We start from the raw sequence: 17111 nt of genomic DNA, 5'->3' as shown, positions 1-17111 counted from the left end.
TTCCGTTATGGGAGGCGGCGTCTTTTTTAATCACAAAGGAGGAGACATGAATGACATTCACCGCACATCTTCGACAAGAGGCAGATGCTTTGTTTCAAGCCAGTTTTGATCACCCGTTCGTCCGCGAACTCGGAACGGGTGAACTTGATGAGGCGAAATTTCGGCATTACGTCATGCAAGACTCATACTATTTGAACCAGTTCTCAAAAGTGCAGGCGAAAGGGGCGACACTCGCCCCCAACATGGAAGTGGCGAGCCGCTTTTTAACACACGCGCTTCATACCATCGAAGCGGAACATGCGCTGCATCGTGAGTTCTTCACGTTGCTCGACGTTACGGAGGCGGAATGGGCGACGTTCGAACCAGCCCCGACAGCTTACGCTTATGCGCTCCATATGCAACAAGCCGGTCCGACGCTCGGTGATGTACTGGCGTCAATTTTGCCGTGTTATTGGGTGTATTACGAGATTGGCGAACGCATGAAAGACGCGACCCCGGATCACCCGATTTATGCGACGTGGATTGCGACGTACGGGTCGGAATGGTTCCGCGACCTCGTCGAAGAGCAGATTGAGCGGCTCGACGTGCTCGCCGGGCAAGCGACCGCGGAAGAACGATTCCGGTATCAGCAACTGTTCTTGAAGAGCTGCTATTATGAGCACGCCTTTTGGGAGATGGCGTGGACGCTCGAGTCATGGACATTGCCAACGGGGGTGAGACGATGAAACGCGACTTGTGGGACAAAGTTAGAGCCCAAAGACCACTCATCCACAATATCACGAATATCGTCGTCGCCAATTTTTCGGCGAACGGGTTGCTCGCCATCGGAGCGGCCCCGGTCATGGCGTCTGCTGTCGAAGAAGTGGCCGAGATGGCATCTGTGAGCGATGCGCTCGTGCTCAATATCGGCACACTCGATGCGATGACGGAACGTACGATGATTCGAGCCGGTCAGGCGGCGAATCAAGCGGGTCGCCCGGTCGTCTTTGATCCGGTCGGGGTCGGGGCAACCTCATTCCGACGCGACGTTGCCAAGGCGATTCTGCAACAAGTCCGCGTGACGGTCATTCGTGGGAATGCCGGGGAAATCGCGACATTGATTGGTCTCGACGCGGCATCACGCGGCGTGGATGCGGGCGAGACACGGGACGATTTGAATCAAATCGCGCGTGAGGCGGCCCGGCGCTACAACTGTGTCATTGCCGTGACCGGAGAGACGGACGTCGTCAGCGACGAGGACGTGACGATTGAAATCAAAGGCGGCACCGAAGCGATGGCCCGGACGACAGGGACCGGTTGCTTACTGAGTGCCGTCGTCGGTGCGTTTCTCGCGGTCGAACGTGATGCGGTCACGGCTACGGCGACAGCACTCGCCGGCTATGCCCGGTGCGGCGAACTAGCGACCGCTTTGGCTGACGGACCGGGCGACTTCCCCGTTCATTTCTTGAACGAACTCGGCAAGATGACAGCCGTCGAGTTGCCGAGTGATCGAATCGAGGTGGTGTCATGATGCGGCCCCAAGTATTGACGATTGCCGGTTCGGATTCAGGCGGTGGTGCAGGAATCCAAGCCGATTTGAAAACGTTCCAAGAGCTTGAGGTGTTCGGAACGAGCGTCTTGACGGCGGTCACGGCACAAAACACATGCGGAGTGCACGGAGTCGAGGCGATATCTCCGGAACTTGTCACGCAACAACTCGATGCAATCGGTTCAGACTTTACGATTGCGGCGTGCAAGACCGGGATGTTGTTCGATGCGGCGCGTATCGAGGTAGTCGCTGCCGGGGTGCGTCGTCACGCGTTGAACCGGCTCGTCGTCGACCCGGTCATGATTGCGAAAGGAGGGGCCTCGCTCCTTCAAGATTCTGCGGTCGAGGCGCTCAAGACGTCTCTTTTGCCGCTCGCGACCGTTGTCACACCGAACGTGCCAGAAGCGGAAGTGTTGACCGGGATGAGGATTCGGACTTTTGAAGACCGTCTTGAGGCAGCGGAGCGAATGTTAACGTACGGCGTGCGCGCTGTCGTTTTAAAGGGTGGTCACATGGAAGGTGAATCTGCGGAAGACTTAGTCATGACGGATTCGGGGGCGTTCATATTGTCGACTCCGCGCATCCAGACGAACGATACGCACGGCACCGGTTGTACGTTTTCAGCCGCACTCACGGCGGAACTTGCCAAAGGGTATTCCATCTTGGAAGCGACGGTGACCGCCAAGCGCTTTATCCAAAGCGCCATCTCTCACGGACTCGACATCGGCGCCGGGCATGGGCCGACCAACCATTGGGCATATGCGATGTATGGAGAGGAGGATGTGACGATTGAATCCATCACGACGAACCATCGCTGAACAGTTGCGTCTCTACTTTGTTTGTGGGACACCGAATACAAAAGATTTACTTCAGACGGTCGAAACGGCACTCCAATGTGGCGTGACATGTTTTCAATTTCGTGAAAAAGGTAAAGAGGCACTGTATGGGGATAAAAAAGAAACGATGGCGAGAGCGCTGCAGACGCTTTGTCGTTCGTACGACGTCCCGTTCATCATCAATGACGATGTCGCCTTGGCAGAACGCATTGATGCGGATGGCGTGCATATCGGGCAAGACGATGCCGAGGCTGCACGCGTTCGGGAACGGATTGGCCCGGGCAAATGGCTCGGCGTCTCGGTTCATACGATCGAAGAAGTGGCTGCGGCGATTGAATATGCGGATTACGTAGGCATCGGACCGGTTTACCCGACACATTCGAAAGAAGATGCCGGGGCAGTCAATGGTACAGTGCTCATCCGTCAAGTTCGAGACACGTATCGCGAGCTGCCAATCGTGGGGATTGGTGGCATTTTACCGGAACACGTCCCGCTAATTCGGAAAGACGGGGCGGACGGCGTTGCCGTCATCTCGTCCATCGCTTCTGCACCGGATGTGGCTTTAGCCACACGGCGTTTCGCTTGTCTCTGAATTCAAATCGAGGAGGAAGACAGATGAACGTATTTGTTATAGGCGCAAATGGACAAATTGGGAAACAACTTATGGAACGATTGCACGAGGAAGGGAAACATCAAGTCACGGCGATGGTTCGCAAACAAGAGCAACTTGATGACTTCAAGTCAAAAGGTTACCAAGCCGTGTTAGGCGACTTAGAAGGCGACGTCTCGTCACTTGAACAGGCGATGTCTGGCATGGACGTGGTCGTCTTCGCAGCCGGTTCGGGTGGCAGTACCGGGGCTGACAAGACGCTCTTGATCGACCTTGACGGTGCGGCAAAAAGTATCGAGGCGGCTCAGGCGAATGGGAACGTTAAACAGTTCGTCATGGTGAGCGCTTTGAAGGCGGAAGATCGTTCGGCGTGGCCGGAAGAGATGAAGCCATATTACGTCGCGAAACACCATGCCGATCGTCTGCTTGAGGAGAGCGGGCTCACGTATACGATTGTCCGCCCAGGTGCTCTCACCGATGACGCAGGTACCGACAACGTGAAGGTGGGGGACGTCGACACGGGCGAAGTCCCACGTGCGGACGTCGCAGCGTTCCTCGCTCACGTGATTGGGCACGACAACGCGAAAAATAAAGCAATTGATCTCGTCAAAGGCGACACGTCAATCAAAGACACATTATAAACGAGATGACGACAGCGAGTGGACTTGGTCCACTCGCTTTTTGTATGGAATTGTCCGTGAACTCGAGAAAGGAATCGTTTCGACCGATATAGAAAATATAAAGATGGATTTATCAGAAGAAAGGGGTCTATTCGTGACCACATTGTTCCTCTATATGGCCGTGTATTTGTTTCCGGCATTTTTATTGAGCCACCTTGCCCTTGATGTGTTACTCCGCAATCCACGCCGAGTCGAGCATCGGTTGCTCAGCTTGTTTGTGTTTGGCTATGCGATGTTGTTCTTGGCCGAGTTCGGGCGCCATTTATCCCCGATTGAAGCGAGTCCCGCCTTCGTCACCTATTGGTTCGGTAACGCCGGCATTTTGATTTTCGTCTGTTCGGTCCACTTCATCTTCAAAGTGACGGGTGTCGGGGCGAAACTGCCAAAATGGATGTATCCGTATGTCATTTATTTACCACTCGTCCCGGTCGCGTTGACGTTTATCCGCCAAGAGAACATCTTGAACAGTCAGCGTTTCGACCAAGTTGGTGTTTGGATTTACCCTGAGTTCAATGCGTCATATTTGACGACAATGACCGTCGGCAACGTCTTTCATTTCTTGATCATCCTGTTGCTCGTCTACGCACTCAAACGCGCCAACCGATTCGAACATCAACGCGTCTTGCGCATGCTCATTTGGACGGCTGTCGCCGTTCTCATCTGGGACATCATCTTCGGTTATTTCCAGTTCCGCGGAAGCATGCCACCGTATGGGTATATGTACGGTGGACTCGTCTGGGCGGTCGTTCTCGTAGTGGCAATGAATCGGCTTGACTTCCTTGCTTCATATGCTAAACGGTATAGCACGCTCTACAACTTGAACCCATCGGCAATCCTGCTCGTCGATGATACCGGTCGCATCGAGAGTGCAAACCCGGCCGCGCGCATGTTGTTCCATACGGTACGCGTCGTCAATGAACGCTTTGTCGACTTGTTACCTGAGAAGAAACGGGAAGAATGGTGTGATCACTACAGCCAACATTTCCAAGCACACAAGAAGTTTCTTGAGTTCGAAACGAAGATTCTGACGAAGTCAGGACAAGAGCGTTACGTTGTCATCGATGGTGATTTCGTCTATATCGACCAGAAAATCCACGGCATGATTTTGATTCGAGACGTCCACACATTCAAAGAAGCCGAGCAGTCGATTCGTTTCTTTGCCTATCACGACCCACTCACGAAACTTGCGAATCGCCGGGCGTTCTATGAACAGGCCGATCAAGCGCTATTGCACGCAGACTCGGTCGCTCTTGTTGTGATTGACCTCGATGGTTTTAAAGGAATCAATGACACATACGGCCACCAAGTCGGCGATGATTTTCTCATTCATATCGGCGCACTGCTCGAGACAGCGACACCTGACACGGGACTGGCCTCGCGCGTCGGTGGAGATGAGTTTTATATTTATTTGACGCACGTTGAGACCGAAGACATCGTCGCGTTCGTCGAGCGCTTGCAGTCGCTGTTGACGGAGCGGCCGTTCCGGCTCGGACGAGAGACGATTCCGATTCGCGCGAGTATCGGAGTCAGTGTCTCACCGGAGCAAGGGGCTGACTTGGACACACTCATTCATAAAGCCGACCAGGCGATGTATCAAATCAAGCAGCAAGGGAAAAATGATTATGCGATTTATGATGACGTGTTACACGGACCGAGATAACGGGAACGGTAAGGAAGATAGTGTGATGATAGAGGAGGAGACGAGATGACTGAAAAACCGTTAGTGACGATGCGTGCTGAAGGGGAAGCGACGAGTGTGAAGACGACAGTGCACGTGCGTGACCTCGAACCGTTCGTTGTCGATGAGCCGGAACGTCTCGGCGGGACGGACGCCGGTCCGAACCCGCTCGAATACTTACTTGGAGCGTTATCATCGTGTACGACGATCATGATCGCCTACGTGGCTCAAGATCAAGACTTCAACTACGACGGGGTGACGTTCGTGACGGAAGGGACACTCGACCCGCGCGGCTTCCAAGGCGTCGAAGGGGTGCGGACGTATTTTGAAAAAGTACACGTTAGCATTGTGCTTGACACGACCGAGTCGGATGAACGGATTGCGGCGCTCCAAAAAGGCGTCGAGGCCCGGTGCCCAATCAATAATTTGATGCACGCGGCCGATGTCGATATCACGGCGACGTGGACACGGAAGTGAGGATGGGGCGACCCATCCTTTTTTGATGCATGGAGGAATTTACGCCCCTGAACACGAACAAAAAGAGATGTGAGAAAGGAGGTTGTCATGGACATTCGCCCGATGACGCGACAAGACGCCCACGTGATTCAAGCGTGGACGTACGAGGCACCATATGATTTCTATAACCAAGAAGCCTCAGCAGAAGGGCTCGATGAACTGATGGCGTACCGAGCCGTCCATGACAGGGCGTTGATCGGCTTCTATTGTCTGGGCGTTTACGCTCAAGTGACGAATGATACATACGTCTACGACGACACCTATACCGATATCGGCCTCGGCATGCATCCTGACCGAACCGGCCAAGGGCATGGCCGCCAATTCGTTCGGATGGTGATGCGAGAAGCGGCGCGTGAAGGCAAACCACTCCGCTTGACGGTGGCCGCGTTCAATCGACGGGCCATCCATATTTATGAGCAGCTAGGGTTTCGACATGTCGCGTCGTTTGAAAAAAAGCAGACCTGTTTTCTTGTCATGAACCAATAATCAGCCGTACTGTTTCTGATGGACTTTCTTTCGTTTCAAGTAGTCCGCGTCAGCTCGAATCTCGTCCCATCGCTCTTTGAAGATGCGGGCCGATTCCGCTTTTTCCTCGTCGATTTGTCGGTCGTGGATGTCACCATCGTCTTTATATTTGCGGCCGCCTTTGTAGTTGGCGTAACGTCTCGCCCGGGTATAGCCCATTTGGATGAATTTGCGAGCCATATCCATGCCGACAAAATCATCAGCGGCTCGGTATTTTTCGAACAGTTCCATGATCTCATCGGCAGACTGTCGAGCGATGTCGGGCGTTTTGAAGCGCCAATGTGGCAAAATCTCACTTTTATAAGGTTCGACGAGCAACACACCTTGCTCGCCGCGTCCGACCCGATACAGGCCGGGTTGTTTGCGGAAATCAATCGTGTCAAAATCTAAATCATAATCAAACGGCATTGTGATCCCTCCTCATGGATTCATTCCCGGAACGAATCCGAGGGAAACGACAGAAAGGAAGAACACTATGATTCAACTTGTTACAGATCGACTCCGGCTACGGGCATTTCAACTCGAGGATGCCGAACCGATGTTTGACTATGCGAAAGACGAGCGGGTCGGGCCGAAGGCGGGTTGGGCGCCGCATCAATCGGTCGACGAGACACGCGACGTCATCCGACTATTTCAACAAGACCAAGATGTTTGGGCGATTACGTTAAAAGAGACAGGTGAGGTCATCGGCAGTCTCGGGTTGCATGATCGCCGTCCGGACCCAGAGATTCAGCATGACCGGCAGCGCGAGATTGGCTACGTGTTAAGCCCGACCTACTGGGGAAAAGGCTATATCCCGGAAGCTGTCCGTGAAGTGATGCGACACGGTTTTGAGGACCTCGGCCTCGAACGCATCTGGTGCGGTCACTTTGACTTCAACGACCAGTCACGTCGTGTCGTCGAGAAGACCGGTTTCACGTACGCGTTCACGACACCTCAACAGTTGACGCGCTTAGACGGGCGTACCGTCCAAAGCCTCATCTATGTCGTGATGAAAGAAACGTATGAGGAACGTCTGGCTCAACGATGAGTCAGACGTTTTTTGAATGCAGAAAAATTAATACTTGATATGTAACCGGTTACACATTATGATGTGTTTGTAAGCGTTACCAAAAGGAGGGGCCGAGATGGCGACAATCAAACAAGTGGCCAAACGGGCGAACGTTTCTGTCGCGACCGTGTCCCGTGTCATGAACAATAACGGCTATGTGAGTGCAGAGGCGCGGGAAGCCGTCGAGCGGGCCATCGCCGAGCTCGACTACGCGCCGAACCGGGTCGCTCGTTCCTTATTCACCAAAACATCGGGTTTGATCGGCTTGATTATGCCGGATATCACCAACCCGTTCTTTCCACAGCTGGCCCGAGCCATCGAAGACGTGGCGAATCAACACGGCTATCAAGTCGTCCTGTGCAACACGGACGAGCAACTTGCGAAAGAACAGACGTACTTGATCGCGCTCCAGACGATGCATGTCGATGGGCTGATCATCACGACGAACCATTCGGACAATCCGAACTATGAAAAGTTAGAGTTACCAATGGTCGCGCTCGACCGTATCGTCAAATCCGGGATCGATGCCGTCATCTCGGACGGGTACGAGGGCGGACGGCTCGCAGCCGAGACATTGTTGAGTTGTGGTGCGACAAGGCTCGCTCATATCGGGGGCCCTGAGCATCTTCAAACGGTAAAGCGCCGGACCGACGGCTTTCTTGATGTGGCGGGCGAGCATCTCGTTGGCATGACGCATTCGAGTTTCACGTTCAAAGAGGCACTCACTGCGTCCCAAACGTTGTTTGATGAGCATTGGCCGTTCGATGGGGTGTTCGCCGCCAATGATGTCATCGCCGCCGCCGTGTTGCAGGAAGCATTACGTCGGAACGTACGGGTGCCGGAAGACTTACAAATCATCGGCTACGACGGGATTGAGCTCGGCGAGATGACGTCGCCCCCGCTCACGACGATCGCGCAACCGATTTATGAGATGGGACGTCGCGCGACAGAGCGACTCCTTGATTTGATTGAGAAAAAAGAGACGGCGACGAAAGAAATCTTGTTACCTGTCACGTTGACGGAACGACAGACGACGAAACGAAAGGGGCATGACACATGAACCGGATTGTGGTCATCGGAAGTGTATCGATGGATTTAGTTGTCACGACAGCTAAACGTCCGCATGCAGGAGAGACTGTTATCGGGCAGACGTTCCAGACAGTACCTGGTGGAAAAGGGGCCAACCAAGCAGTGGCTGCCGCCCGACTCGGAGCACAAGTCGAGATAGTCGGTTGTATCGGGTCCGATGAATTCGGACAGCGTATAAACCAAAATTTTGAACAGAACGGAGTCGGAACGAGCCACTTACAGACAATCGATGACGAAGTGACTGGGACGGCGCACATCGTGCTCGCCGAAGGCGATAATTCGATTGTCGTCGTCCAATCGGCGAACAAACAAGTGCGTTTCACAGAGACAGAGCTCGACCAATTGCTTGATGAACACACACTCGTCTTGCTACAGCTCGAGATTCCGATGGAGACGGTTGAACAAGTGAGTGCATACTGCCGGTCCCGCAACATCCCGGTCCTGTTGAACCCGGCGCCGTCACAAGCGCTCACGGATACATTGTTTGAGAATGTGACATACGTGACACCGAACGAGCATGAGTGCCGTGACTTGTTTGGGGATATACCGCTTGAAGATCTATTGCGGCGCTATCCGAACAAGCTGATTGTGACGGAAGGCGTCAACGGCGTCCGTTTCTTTGACGGTGAGATGATTCAACACATCCCGGCGATTTCGGCCAACGTCGTCGATACGACCGGGGCTGGGGATACGTTCAACGGTGCTCTCGCAGTTTCCCTCGTGGAAGGGAACCAGTTACAAGAAGCTGCGCGGTTTGCCGTCGTCGCTTCAGGTTTGAGTGTGGAAGGGTTCGGAGCCCAAGGCGGCATGCCGAAACGAGATGATGTCACAAGACGATTGGAGCGAGTGTGATGAAAAAACATGGAATACTTAATAGTCATTTGACGAAAATTTTTGCCGACTTGGGGCATACGGACACGATTGTCATCGCGGACTGCGGATTACCGATTCCTAACGGTGTGGCGCGAGTCGATTTGGCGCTCCGACTAGGCGAACCATCATTTCTCGATGTGCTCGATGCCGTCGAGGCGGACATGGTCATCGAACAGATCACCGTAGCCGATGAAATGTTCACGGAGAACGAACCGATCGCAAAAGCATTGACTGAACGGTTCGACACGGTGAAAACGTGCTCGCACGAGGCGTTCAAACGCGAAGTCGAACAGGCGAAAGTCGTCATTCGAACAGGTGAAGCGACACCGTACGCGAACGTCATTTTGCACGCCGGCGTTTTATTTTAAGGAGGGGTTCGATGCACATCCAGTTGAAGCGCATCCATAAGTCGTTCGGTCCGGTCAGTGTATTGAAAGGCGTCGACTTCGAATTGTTACCCGGCGAAATTCATGCGTTGATGGGCGAAAATGGGGCCGGTAAATCGACGCTCATGAAAGTCATGACTGGTCTTCACGCACAGGATGAAGGCGAAGTGGTCATCGATGGGGCCATACGTCAGTTTAAACATCCGAAAGAAGCCGAACGAGCAGGTATCGCTTTTATTCATCAGGAGTTGAACATACTACCGGAATTGACGGTGATGGAAAACTTGTTCCTTGGTCGAGAATTGACGGGTCCGTTCGGTGTCATCAAACAGCAAGAGATGAAACGACGGGCACGAGAGTACTTAGCGGAACTGAACGTGTTCATGGAAGTCGATGAGCTCGCCAAGAACTTATCTGTCGGCCAACAACAGATGATCGAGATTGCGAAGGCACTCATGACGGATGCGAAAGTCATCGTCATGGATGAGCCGACTGCGGCCTTGACCGACCGAGAGATTCGCGCGTTATTTTCGGTGTCGCGGGCGTTACGGGACCAAGGTGTATCCATCATCTATATCTCGCACCGGATGGAAGAAATCTTTGAACTGTGCGACCGCATCACCGTCCTCCGCGACGGGGTGTCAATTGGGACACACCGCATCGACGACACATCGTTTGAAGAAATCGTGAAAGAGATGGTCGGACGTGAGATTGGCGAACGGTATCCGGATCGCAACGCGACCATCGGAGACGTTGTCCTTGAAGTGGATGGATTGATAGGTAACCGGTTCCACAATGTCTCGTTCGACGTTCGGGCTGGTGAGATTGTCGGGTTCTCGGGACTCATGGGAGCCGGACGCACCGAGGTGATGCGCGCCTTGTTCGGAGCCGACCGGGCCAAAGCCGGCATCGTCAAATTGAACGGTACAGAAATCCGGATCAAGCAGCCAGTCGACGCCATCCGACACGGCATCGCCTTTTTGACGGAAGACCGGAAAGGCGAGGGGTTGCTCCTCGACTTCTCATTGCGCGAAAACCTATCGCTGCCGACGCTCGACAAACGAGCGAAAGGGACGATCATCTCGCGTCAAGCAGAGGAGCAGTTCGCGGACGGGTATTTGAAAAAACTGCGCGTCAAGCACCATTCGATGGAGCAAAAAGTGAAGTCGCTCTCGGGTGGGAACCAACAAAAAGTCGTCCTTGGTAAATGGCTCGGCGCCGAGCCGGACGTCTTGATTCTCGATGAACCGACGCGCGGTGTCGACGTCGGGGCGAAGAAAGAAATCTATACGATCATGAGTGAACTCGCTGAATCGGGTGTCGCCATCATCATGGTCTCGTCCGATTTACCTGAAGTGCTCGGGATGAGTGACCGGATTGTCGTCATGCGAGAAGGCGTCGTCACGGGGACGTTAACGAAAGACGAGGCGACGCAAGAAAAAGTCATGACATACGCGACAGGGGGACAATGATATGGAATTGAAAGCAGCGACTGCATTAGGGCGACCGCAAAAGCTTGGTTGGGGGCAAAAACTTGGACCGTTGTTCGGTTTGCTCGCCATCATCGTTGTGGTGACCGCGCTCGAGCCAGGTTTTCTCTCATTGAACAACATCTTTAACGTCTTACGCCAAGTCTCGATCAACGCGCTGATTGCGTTCGGGATGACGTTCGTCATTTTGACAGGCGGCATCGACTTGTCGGTCGGTTCGATCCTGGCGCTATCGTCGGCGTTTGTGGCCGGTATGATGGTCGATGGGCAACACGCGATTATGGCGATTGCACTTGGATTGATTGCCGGAGCTGTGCTCGGTGCATTCAACGGTGCCGTCATCACGTACGGAAAAGTCGCACCGTTCATCGCGACACTGGCGACGATGACGATTTACCGAGGCTTGACGCTCGTCTATACGGATGGTCGTCCGATTACCGGTTTAGGCGACTCGACGTGGTTCGAGATGCTCGGCCGTGGCTATTTCTGGATTATCCCGGTACCGGCGATTACGATGTTGATCGCGTTCGGCGTCCTCTATTTCATTTTGAAAAAGACGACGTTCGGTCGCCACACGTACGCGATCGGTGGCAACGAGGAAGCCGCTAAACTGATGGGCATCGGGGTCAATAAAGTCAAAGTCATGATTTACTCGTTGTCGGGTATGCTGGCAGCGCTCGCAGGAATTATCTTGACGTCGCGTCTCAACTCGGCCCAACCGACGGCCGGGACGTCATATGAACTTGACGCCATCGCGGCGGTCGTTCTCGGGGGAACGAGTCTTGCTGGAGGGCGTGGTTGGATTGTCGGGACGCTCATCGGGGCGCTCATTATCGGCACGTTGAACAACGGTTTGAACCTTCTTGGCGTCTCGTCATTTTTCCAACTCGTCGTCAAAGGGGCCGTCATTTTATTCGCGGTATTGCTCGATCGGAAACAAAACGCTTAATCATCGAAAGGGGAAACGGAAGATGAAAAAATGGACAGCTTGGCTACTCGTATTGACAATGGTCGTCATGGCGGCTTGTTCGACGGAACAACCGGGGACAAGTTCGGAGCAAGAGACAAAAGATGGGGACTTCAAAATCGGGCTCTCGATTTCGACACTAAATAACCCGTTCTTCGTCGCATTGAAAGACGGGGCGGAAGAAGAAGCGAAGCAACTCGACGCGACACTCACCGTGGCGGACGCTCAAAATGACGCGGCCAAACAAGTGAGCGACGTCGAAGACATGATTCAAAAAGGGATGGATTTGATTCTCATCAACCCGACCGATTCGGAAGCAGTCGGCGCGGCCGTTCAAAGTGCGAACGATGCGGGCATCCCGGTCATCACGGTCGACCGGAACGCCGAGTCAGGCGATGTCGTCGCACACGTGGCGTCAGATAACGTCGCTGGCGGAAAACTTGCTGGTGAGTACATGGTCGAACTCGTCGGCGAAGGTGGGAAAGTTGTTGAACTTGAAGGGATTCCTGGGGCGTCAGCGACACGTGATCGCGGCCAAGGGTTTAACGAAGCAATCGATGGAAAGCTCGATGTCGTTGCCAAACAATCGGCGAACTTTGACCGCGCTCAAGGGTTGACGGTTATGGAGAATATCCTCCAAGACAATAAAGACATCGTCGCCGTATTCGCGCACAACGATGAAATGGCACTCGGTGCCGTGCAGGCGCTCAACAGTGCAGGATTGAAAGACGTGAAAGTCATCGGCTTTGATGCGACGGATGATGCGGTCAAGGCGGTCGAAAACGGAACGATGGCTGCGACGGTCGCTCAAAAACCGACCGAAATCGGAAAGCTCGGTGTCGAAGCCGCTGTGAACCACTTAAAAGGGGAGACAGTGGAAGAGAATATCCCAGTCGATCTCGAGTTAATTAAATAAATAGTCAGCAGACTCGCTCTCTTCAGATTTTTTAATCGATTGAGAGCGAGTTTTTTTTATTCATAAATTGTGTAATAAGCATATTGAGTTGGGAAAAAATGAGTAAAAGATGCCTTATTAAGGGTATATTTAGAATAATTATATTCGAAAGGAGGAGTCGTTTCTCTTTTATGGAAACGCAACTTGTATGTATAAACTCAAACCGGTATTCAAGCATCGTATTTGGGGAGGACGTCAATTAGAGACGCTATTTGATTTTGAACTACCGCCAGGCGATATTGGTGAATGTTGGGGCGTTTCAGCTCATCCGAATGGCATGACGGTGTTTGAAGACGGTCCGTATATCGGTCAGACACTTGCACATCTATGGGAAACGGAACGACTTGCCTTATTCGGTCATTACCCGTTTGAGACCTTTCCTCTTCATATCAAACTGTTAGATGCACGCTCATATTTATCGGTACAGGTTCATCCGAATGATGAGCAAGCTCAAAAATTGGAGCAAGAAGAATTTGGAAAAGATGAGTGCTGGTATATAGTGGATGCAGAACCGGGTGCTGAAATCATTATTGGACACACATTCCGAATGAGGCAAGAGGTTTATACGTGCGTTGACAATAAAGAATGGGCGACTCGCTTAAAAAAGCGCTCCGTAAAGAAAGGAGATTTTATTTATATTCCTAGCGGTACGGTTCATGCACTTGGGCCAGGGATTGTACTTCTAGAAATTCAACAAACGAGCGATCGCACATACCGTCTTTATGATTTTGAACGAACGGATGATGCTGGTATGCTTCGCGAACTTCACATCGATAAAGCAATTGAAGTCATGACAATTCCGGAATTACAGACTCGTGATTTAATTCAAACAAATTTACCAGCTGAAAGAATGACAGAGCTCATTTCGAAACCAGCTTTTACGATTCGCCGATATCAAGTTGATGGCGCTTCGTTCGCGTTAGAACAATCTGAGACATTCCAATTGTTATCTGTCCTCTCTGGACACGGGTACGTCCACAGTAAAGAGGGTGGGCGAAAAATCCAAGCGGGAGAACATTATTTTATCCCCAAGGGAAAAGGACCTCACTCGATTACTGGCCAGGTGGAAATAATCACAAGTGAAATCCCCGTTCCAACGACACATCGCGTCACGACCGTCTATCCTGCGGGAGTGGCACAGCGCAAACGTCATCAAGTGTCTGCGTCTCCGAATGTTGCACCTCAATAAGAATAAGGTTTTCATGTGCTTTGAGCGTGTGGGCTGCTCCTTTTTTGATCGTAATGACATCCGTCGGTTTGGCTTCGAACGTTTGTCCATCGATGGTTACTACCGCACTTCCTTGTAAGATTGTCCAAATTGTATCTGTCATTTCGTGATAGTGATAACTCAATTCTTTGTCCGCATGTACAAACATTCGGCGTGTGACGCTGTAGTGACCGGAAGCAAGTGTTTCGTGATGAATCACTTCCGACTGGCCCCAACGTTTCCATTTAAATTTCGGATAATGATCTGAGGCAGCTAAATAATCTTTTAATTGAGGAGTCGATTCCTTGGTTGCTACTAAAATTCCATCGGCGTTCACTGCGACGACAAGATCATTTAAGCCGATTCCCAGCAACGGTAAATTCAATTCATTAATTACATGTGTATTTTCTGAATCAAACAATTCGACTTGACCGTGGCTTGTTTCAGTCATTTCCTCAGTTAATGTATTCCACGTTCCTAAATCTTTCCAATATCCGTTATATCGATGAACAAACACTGATTCAGCGTGTTCGACCACGGCATAATCAAACGAAGTTTTTTCAAGCTGATCATAATGTGGCGATAGTTCGCTATACGTGAGGGGGAGCTGTAATTCATTTAATTGGTCCAATAACGTGTGGAGTTTACAAGCGAACACCCCGCAGTTCCAAAGCGCACCTTGTTGAATAAGTGCTTTGGCGACCTCTACATCAGGTTTTTCTTGAAAGAGTCGTACGGATGAGACTTGTGTTGTTTCGTTCGGAACGATATATCCGTACTTTGAAGTCGGATGGAGTGGGGTAACCCCAATCAAATGAATCGCCCCGTTGCTCTGTTGAACAGCTTTGTCGATTTGCGGAAAATATTTAAAGAAACGTGTATCCACATAGGCGTCCACCGGCATAACTAAAATGGTCTCGTCCGAATCAATCTGTTGTTCATTTAAATAACTGGCGCCTAAAACGATAGCAGGGAACGTGTCGCGTCGACTAGGTTCCGTGATAATGTTTACTTCCGTCCCAATCTGATAAACAATGGCGTCCTGTTGCTGGGCATTCGTCAAAATATACGCGTCTTTTGCAAAATCCATATCGTTTAACTGTTGAAAGACACGTTCGATCATCGATTGCTTTGCGCCATTCCCATCGTCTAACAGCCGGATAAATTGTTTGGAGTTGACATCATTTGAAAGTGGCCATAAACGCTTTCCGGATCCACCTGATAATAAGAGGAGTTTCATAGGCGAGACATCCTTTCTCATTTAAAATTATGGAGGTACTGATCATGGCAAACTATCTACTCGTCGAACCGCATGATGATACGAGAAAGACGTTGTCCCGTTTATTGACACAGCAAGGTGAAATTATGTTTGAAGCGACAGAAGCGACAGAAGCAGTAAAAATTTTAAAAATGAGCGATATTGATGTTGTCATCACTGAGCTGAGATTGCCACAAACGGATGGAGTCGAGTTGTTGGCGTATATTAAGAAAAATTATCCGCTGATTCACCAGATTGTGTTGACGGATTATACGCATACGCATACGTTGATTGCCTCGGTGAACTATGGGAACGTTAAACGGATTATGACGAAGCCCATCAAAATCGATCAGTTTATGATACGAGTTATTCAAGACATTGGAAAAGAGGCCGTGAACTTAAAAACAAACAAGCATCGGGTCGCAGAACTGTTGACGAAGTTTTTAGATGATTTAGGACATGCATATTGTTTGTTTTATGAAAATGGTGAGGTAATCAGTGCAGAGAGCCTGATAGTTCCTTTCAATGCACCTGAAACAAACGAAATGAAACGCTTTGCCATTCCGACACAGTATGGAGAATTTATTTTGTACCAGTCGCGGGGGCATTCTTCCCGAACTTATGGGTAATTAATTGATATACACCGACCCAAGTCAAACGAACATACATGTAGGCGACACCGATTGCTAAAATTGGATGTCGTCTATATTTTTTTAAGTTAGCCGAATGATACAAAACCGGCCTGAAAAAATACCAGCGCGAGATTGCTTTACGAAAGCCTCCTTCTTCTGTTTCAAGGGTTTGCGGCATGACCTGGAAGTAATATCTTTTCTTTTCGAGCAAATTGTGAAGTGTTACTTGTTTCTCGTTATGTTTGACAGACGTGAACGTTGCCCGTCGAATCGCCCCGCCGCTCTGGACGTAACGAATCGTGGGCTGTGTCTCTTCGAAACTAATCTGAGTCGGGTTAATGCCACCAGATGCTTCATATGCCTCAATTCGCCAAAATCGAGCTGCCTCGATTGAACGCCGATCAATCTGTTCTTCAGGGATTTGGAACAAATTTCGTTCAAACACTTTTACTTTCGTGAAGAAATTATCATACGTGCTATATGCTTGTTCAGGAATGACTAGTGCGCCGACATCTTCGTTGTGTTGAAGATAAAGGACGCAACTGGTCAACAGACCCTCTGATAGCACCATGTCAGAGTCGATGACGTACAAAAAATCGATAGGCAGTGATTTAAGTTTCCCAATCGCTTCTTTACGAGCAATTCCACGTTCACCGTGTGGAAGTGGCAAGATGATAAAGCGGTCGTCGTCTTTGGTCAATTGACGCATGACGTCTACCGTATGATCGGTCGAGCCGTCATCTGCAATCACACAGACAAATGCTGCGGTTTGTCGTTGAATAGATTCAATAGTCTCGTTGATTATTTCTGCGTTACAGTATGTGGACATC

20 protein-coding genes are annotated in these 17111 nt (G+C 51.1%); 17 read left to right on the top strand and 3 right to left on the bottom strand.

Going from position 1 to position 17111, the window contains the following annotated elements:
* Nucleotides 1-50: 50 nt before the first annotated feature.
* From tenA to EVJ33_RS07800, 8 genes are all read left to right on the top strand, one after another.
* Nucleotides 51-725, top strand: a complete 675-nt coding sequence (gene tenA, locus EVJ33_RS07835; RefSeq protein WP_131436031.1) for a thiaminase II — start codon at nt 51-53, stop codon at nt 723-725.
* Nucleotides 695-1510 carry a hydroxyethylthiazole kinase gene (gene thiM, locus EVJ33_RS07830; RefSeq protein ID WP_330857565.1) on the top strand — a complete coding sequence of 272 codons (816 nt, stop codon included), beginning with the start codon at nt 695-697 and terminating at the stop codon, nt 1508-1510. Before tenA ends, thiM begins: the two co-directional genes overlap by 31 nt.
* Complete coding sequence (thiD, locus tag EVJ33_RS07825) at nt 1510-2346, top strand: bifunctional hydroxymethylpyrimidine kinase/phosphomethylpyrimidine kinase (protein ID WP_131436029.1); 837 nt, start codon at nt 1510-1512, stop codon at nt 2344-2346. The genes thiM and thiD overlap by 1 nt, the downstream gene beginning before the upstream one ends.
* The gene (thiE, locus tag EVJ33_RS07820) at nt 2318-2956 is read left to right on the top strand and encodes a thiamine phosphate synthase (protein WP_131436027.1); all 639 of its coding nucleotides are present in this window, start codon (nt 2318-2320) and stop codon (nt 2954-2956) included. The genes thiD and thiE overlap by 29 nt, the downstream gene beginning before the upstream one ends.
* A gap of 23 nt (nt 2957-2979) precedes the next feature.
* A complete protein-coding gene (locus tag EVJ33_RS07815; protein ID WP_131436025.1) occupies nt 2980-3615 on the top strand; it encodes an SDR family oxidoreductase in 636 nt (211 codons plus the stop codon).
* A gap of 133 nt (nt 3616-3748) precedes the next feature.
* Nucleotides 3749-5314: a GGDEF domain-containing protein gene (locus EVJ33_RS07810; protein WP_131436023.1), complete on the top strand. Its 1566-nt coding sequence runs from the start codon at nt 3749-3751 to the stop codon at nt 5312-5314.
* A gap of 45 nt (nt 5315-5359) precedes the next feature.
* A complete protein-coding gene (locus EVJ33_RS07805) occupies nt 5360-5809 on the top strand; it encodes an OsmC family protein (protein ID WP_131436021.1) in 450 nt (149 codons plus the stop codon).
* A gap of 87 nt (nt 5810-5896) precedes the next feature.
* Nucleotides 5897-6334, top strand: coding sequence for a GNAT family N-acetyltransferase (locus EVJ33_RS07800; RefSeq protein WP_131436019.1), 438 nt, complete (start codon nt 5897-5899; stop codon nt 6332-6334).
* Here the strand turns inward: EVJ33_RS07800 and EVJ33_RS07795 are convergent, their stop codons facing one another.
* Complete coding sequence (locus EVJ33_RS07795; RefSeq protein ID WP_131436017.1) at nt 6335-6781, bottom strand: DUF4385 domain-containing protein; 447 nt, start codon at nt 6779-6781, stop codon at nt 6335-6337.
* Nucleotides 6782-6848: 67 nt separating this feature from the next.
* Between EVJ33_RS07795 and EVJ33_RS07790 the strand changes: the two genes are divergently transcribed.
* The 8 genes from EVJ33_RS07790 (at nt 6849) to EVJ33_RS07755 (ending at nt 14373) form a co-directional block, all read left to right on the top strand.
* Nucleotides 6849-7403 (top strand): GNAT family N-acetyltransferase, encoded by a 555-nt coding sequence (locus EVJ33_RS07790; protein WP_131436015.1) that lies wholly within the window; start codon nt 6849-6851, stop codon nt 7401-7403.
* Nucleotides 7404-7500: 97 nt separating this feature from the next.
* Complete coding sequence (locus EVJ33_RS07785) at nt 7501-8484, top strand: LacI family DNA-binding transcriptional regulator (protein ID WP_131436013.1); 984 nt, start codon at nt 7501-7503, stop codon at nt 8482-8484.
* A complete protein-coding gene (gene rbsK / locus EVJ33_RS07780) occupies nt 8481-9365 on the top strand; it encodes a ribokinase (RefSeq protein WP_131436011.1) in 885 nt (294 codons plus the stop codon). The genes EVJ33_RS07785 and rbsK overlap by 4 nt, the downstream gene beginning before the upstream one ends.
* Entirely contained in the window at nt 9365-9754 is a 390-nt protein-coding gene (gene rbsD / locus EVJ33_RS07775; protein WP_131436009.1) for a D-ribose pyranase, read from the top strand. Before rbsK ends, rbsD begins: the two co-directional genes overlap by 1 nt.
* Nucleotides 9755-9765: 11 nt before the next feature.
* Entirely contained in the window at nt 9766-11244 is a 1479-nt protein-coding gene (locus tag EVJ33_RS07770) for a sugar ABC transporter ATP-binding protein (protein ID WP_131436007.1), read from the top strand.
* 1 nt (nt 11245) lies between these two features.
* Nucleotides 11246-12211, top strand: a complete 966-nt coding sequence (locus tag EVJ33_RS07765; protein WP_131436005.1) for an ABC transporter permease subunit — start codon at nt 11246-11248, stop codon at nt 12209-12211.
* Nucleotides 12212-12233: 22 nt separating this feature from the next.
* Complete coding sequence (gene rbsB, locus EVJ33_RS07760; protein ID WP_131436003.1) at nt 12234-13145, top strand: ribose ABC transporter substrate-binding protein RbsB; 912 nt, start codon at nt 12234-12236, stop codon at nt 13143-13145.
* 187 nt (nt 13146-13332) lie between these two features.
* Complete coding sequence (locus EVJ33_RS07755; RefSeq protein WP_131436001.1) at nt 13333-14373, top strand: type I phosphomannose isomerase catalytic subunit; 1041 nt, start codon at nt 13333-13335, stop codon at nt 14371-14373.
* Here the strand turns inward: EVJ33_RS07755 and EVJ33_RS07750 are convergent.
* Nucleotides 14294-15631, bottom strand: coding sequence for a sugar phosphate nucleotidyltransferase (locus EVJ33_RS07750; RefSeq protein ID WP_161566914.1), 1338 nt, complete (start codon nt 15629-15631; stop codon nt 14294-14296). The two genes, EVJ33_RS07755 and EVJ33_RS07750, sit on opposite strands and share 80 nt — an antisense overlap.
* Before the next feature lie 44 nt (nt 15632-15675).
* Here EVJ33_RS07750 and EVJ33_RS07745 point away from each other — a divergent pair, with 44 nt between their 5' ends.
* The gene (locus tag EVJ33_RS07745; protein WP_161566913.1) at nt 15676-16278 is read left to right on the top strand and encodes a response regulator; all 603 of its coding nucleotides are present in this window, start codon (nt 15676-15678) and stop codon (nt 16276-16278) included.
* Here EVJ33_RS07745 and EVJ33_RS07740 read toward each other — a convergent pair.
* The gene (locus EVJ33_RS07740) at nt 16232-17110 is read right to left on the bottom strand and encodes a glycosyltransferase family 2 protein (RefSeq protein WP_236634574.1); all 879 of its coding nucleotides are present in this window, start codon (nt 17108-17110) and stop codon (nt 16232-16234) included. The two genes, EVJ33_RS07745 and EVJ33_RS07740, sit on opposite strands and share 47 nt — an antisense overlap.
* Nucleotide 17111: the final 1 nt, after the last annotated feature.

The sequence above is a fragment of the Exiguobacterium sp. SL-10 genome (assembly GCF_004337025.1).
Taxonomy (GTDB): Bacteria; Bacillota; Bacilli; order Exiguobacteriales; family Exiguobacteriaceae; genus Exiguobacterium.
Note: the sequence above shows the minus strand (reverse complement) of the source record. Positions and strands in the feature narration are given on the sequence as shown.

Bases quoted from the DNA above. Each gene is read 5' to 3' on its own strand.
- EVJ33_RS07745 (WP_161566913.1), top strand. From the start codon at position 15,676: ATGGCAAACTATCTACTCGTCGAACCGCATGATGATACGAGAAAGACG.
- EVJ33_RS07795 (WP_131436017.1), bottom strand. From the start codon at position 6,781: ATGCCGTTTGATTATGATTTAGATTTTGACACGATTGATTTCCGCAAA.
- thiM (WP_330857565.1), top strand. From the start codon at position 695: ATGGACATTGCCAACGGGGGTGAGACGATGAAACGCGACTTGTGGGAC.
- tenA (WP_131436031.1), top strand. From the start codon at position 51: ATGACATTCACCGCACATCTTCGACAAGAGGCAGATGCTTTGTTTCAA.
- EVJ33_RS07755 (WP_131436001.1), top strand. From the start codon at position 13,333: ATGTATAAACTCAAACCGGTATTCAAGCATCGTATTTGGGGAGGACGT.
- rbsK (WP_131436011.1), top strand. From the start codon at position 8,481: ATGAACCGGATTGTGGTCATCGGAAGTGTATCGATGGATTTAGTTGTC.
- EVJ33_RS07790 (WP_131436015.1), top strand. From the start codon at position 6,849: ATGATTCAACTTGTTACAGATCGACTCCGGCTACGGGCATTTCAACTC.
- EVJ33_RS07805 (WP_131436021.1), top strand. From the start codon at position 5,360: ATGACTGAAAAACCGTTAGTGACGATGCGTGCTGAAGGGGAAGCGACG.
- EVJ33_RS07785 (WP_131436013.1), top strand. From the start codon at position 7,501: ATGGCGACAATCAAACAAGTGGCCAAACGGGCGAACGTTTCTGTCGCG.
- thiD (WP_131436029.1), top strand. From the start codon at position 1,510: ATGCGGCCCCAAGTATTGACGATTGCCGGTTCGGATTCAGGCGGTGGT.
- rbsD (WP_131436009.1), top strand. From the start codon at position 9,365: ATGAAAAAACATGGAATACTTAATAGTCATTTGACGAAAATTTTTGCC.
- EVJ33_RS07765 (WP_131436005.1), top strand. From the start codon at position 11,246: ATGGAATTGAAAGCAGCGACTGCATTAGGGCGACCGCAAAAGCTTGGT.
- EVJ33_RS07815 (WP_131436025.1), top strand. From the start codon at position 2,980: ATGAACGTATTTGTTATAGGCGCAAATGGACAAATTGGGAAACAACTT.
- EVJ33_RS07750 (WP_161566914.1), bottom strand. From the start codon at position 15,631: ATGAAACTCCTCTTATTATCAGGTGGATCCGGAAAGCGTTTATGGCCA.
- EVJ33_RS07770 (WP_131436007.1), top strand. From the start codon at position 9,766: ATGCACATCCAGTTGAAGCGCATCCATAAGTCGTTCGGTCCGGTCAGT.
- EVJ33_RS07740 (WP_236634574.1), bottom strand. From the start codon at position 17,110: ATGTCCACATACTGTAACGCAGAAATAATCAACGAGACTATTGAATCT.
- EVJ33_RS07800 (WP_131436019.1), top strand. From the start codon at position 5,897: ATGGACATTCGCCCGATGACGCGACAAGACGCCCACGTGATTCAAGCG.
- rbsB (WP_131436003.1), top strand. From the start codon at position 12,234: ATGAAAAAATGGACAGCTTGGCTACTCGTATTGACAATGGTCGTCATG.